The sequence below is a fragment of the Coriobacteriia bacterium genome (assembly GCA_034370385.1).
Classification (GTDB): domain Bacteria; phylum Actinomycetota; class Coriobacteriia; order Anaerosomatales; family PHET01; genus JAXMKZ01.
Genome location: JAXMKZ010000009.1, coordinates 1 through 1,194 on the forward strand (window position 1 = coordinate 1; position 1,194 = coordinate 1,194).

The window sequence follows — 1,194 nt, forward strand, 5'->3', positions numbered from 1 at the left end:
AAATTAACATCCACTCACCGTCCCATATAAGCATTGCATCATGATGCGTCCATGTTAAAAGAGGGGGACTTTAACCGATTTTTTAATGGTGGCTCATGGATACCCAACTCGTTAAACACTTCAAATTCCCCACCCCCGCCCACTGGCTGCGTAAGCCCGTCAAAATCTGCTTGATCGGTGTCGGCGGCACCGGTTCCGAAGTCTTGGCCAGTCTGGCCAGAATTGATTACGCCATCCGGGAACTGGGGCATCCAGGGTTGCATGTGACAGCTTGGGATGGCGATGTGGTTGAAAGGCCCAATATAGGCCGCCAAGCCTTCTATCCTGCCGATCTGGGCCACAATAAGGCACTGGTTTCCATTCCAACGGATCAATTACCTGTACGGGCGTGATTGGGTGGCCATGCCCCGTATGTTCGACATCCATGCCGAATTTGAGTCGTATAATTATAATCTGCTGGTCACTTGTGTCGATGTCGCGCAATTCCGGGCTGATTTGGCGAAGAAAGCAAGTCGATATACAAGCTGTCTGTGGCTTGATACTGGAAATGGGGAAAGTACCGGGCAAGTCATATTGGGCAGGCTTGGCCATGCCAATGAAAATCCTGTCAAGCTGCCTTCGGTATTTGATTTCTATCCGGAACTGGATGGCATGGTGGACAATAATACGCCGTCATGCAGCATGGAAGAAGCCTTGGCCCATCAAGACTTGCCGATCAACCGTGCCATAGCCAATGTGGCCATGCAACTGGTCTGGTCGCTGTTAAGGCAGGGCGGCCTGGATTATCAAGGCGCATTTATCGATATCCGAAAAGGCACACAGACACCGGTTAATATCTGATGTCACAAAGGCATTCTTGCGCACTAACCGCAGAAAATTTCTAAGGCATCCGGGTCTATCCCAGGCAGCGGGTTGTCCTTCAAAATGATCTTACAAAAAATATCAATCTTATCAAGCGCCTCTTGATGCGCCTTGGCGGACAAATTTAGGCTTTCAAGCTCTTCTTTGTGGACATCCATCAGCATTCGGTTGAGCAGTGCCAGTATAACCATGGACTTCTGAAACTCAGTTCCATGGGTTAAGCTGCGGTGAGTTTGGTAGTCAACGACAGCGGTTAAGTTTTCGATGTTAAAGTTGTTGATGTTAAATTGGATGGTCATGGCAATTCCTCAAATCTGTAAACTGAAAATAAAT

The 1,194-nt window shown here is 48.3% G+C and carries 3 protein-coding genes; 2 read left to right on the forward strand and 1 reads right to left on the reverse strand.

Annotated elements, in window-relative coordinates:
- The first annotated feature begins 95 nt into the window (after window positions 1-95).
- Together U1E26_02735 and U1E26_02740 are read left to right on the forward strand one after the other, a co-directional pair.
- Window positions 96-392 (forward strand): ThiF family adenylyltransferase, encoded by a 297-nt coding sequence (locus U1E26_02735; protein ID MDZ4168560.1) that lies wholly within the window; start codon window positions 96-98, stop codon window positions 390-392.
- 19 nt (window positions 393-411) lie between these two features.
- A complete protein-coding gene (locus U1E26_02740; protein ID MDZ4168561.1) occupies window positions 412-840 on the forward strand; it encodes a hypothetical protein in 429 nt (142 codons plus the stop codon).
- A gap of 23 nt (window positions 841-863) precedes the next feature.
- Here the strand turns inward: U1E26_02740 and U1E26_02745 are convergent, their stop codons facing one another.
- Entirely contained in the window at window positions 864-1,160 is a 297-nt protein-coding gene (locus U1E26_02745) for a hypothetical protein (protein MDZ4168562.1), read from the reverse strand.
- Window positions 1,161-1,194 lie beyond the last annotated feature (34 nt).

Coding starts and splice junctions, on each gene's coding strand:
- U1E26_02735 (MDZ4168560.1), top strand. CDS start 96: ATGGATACCCAACTCGTTAAACACTTCAAATTCCCCACCCCCGCCCAC.
- U1E26_02740 (MDZ4168561.1), top strand. CDS start 412: ATGTTCGACATCCATGCCGAATTTGAGTCGTATAATTATAATCTGCTG.
- U1E26_02745 (MDZ4168562.1), bottom strand. CDS start 1,160: ATGACCATCCAATTTAACATCAACAACTTTAACATCGAAAACTTAACC.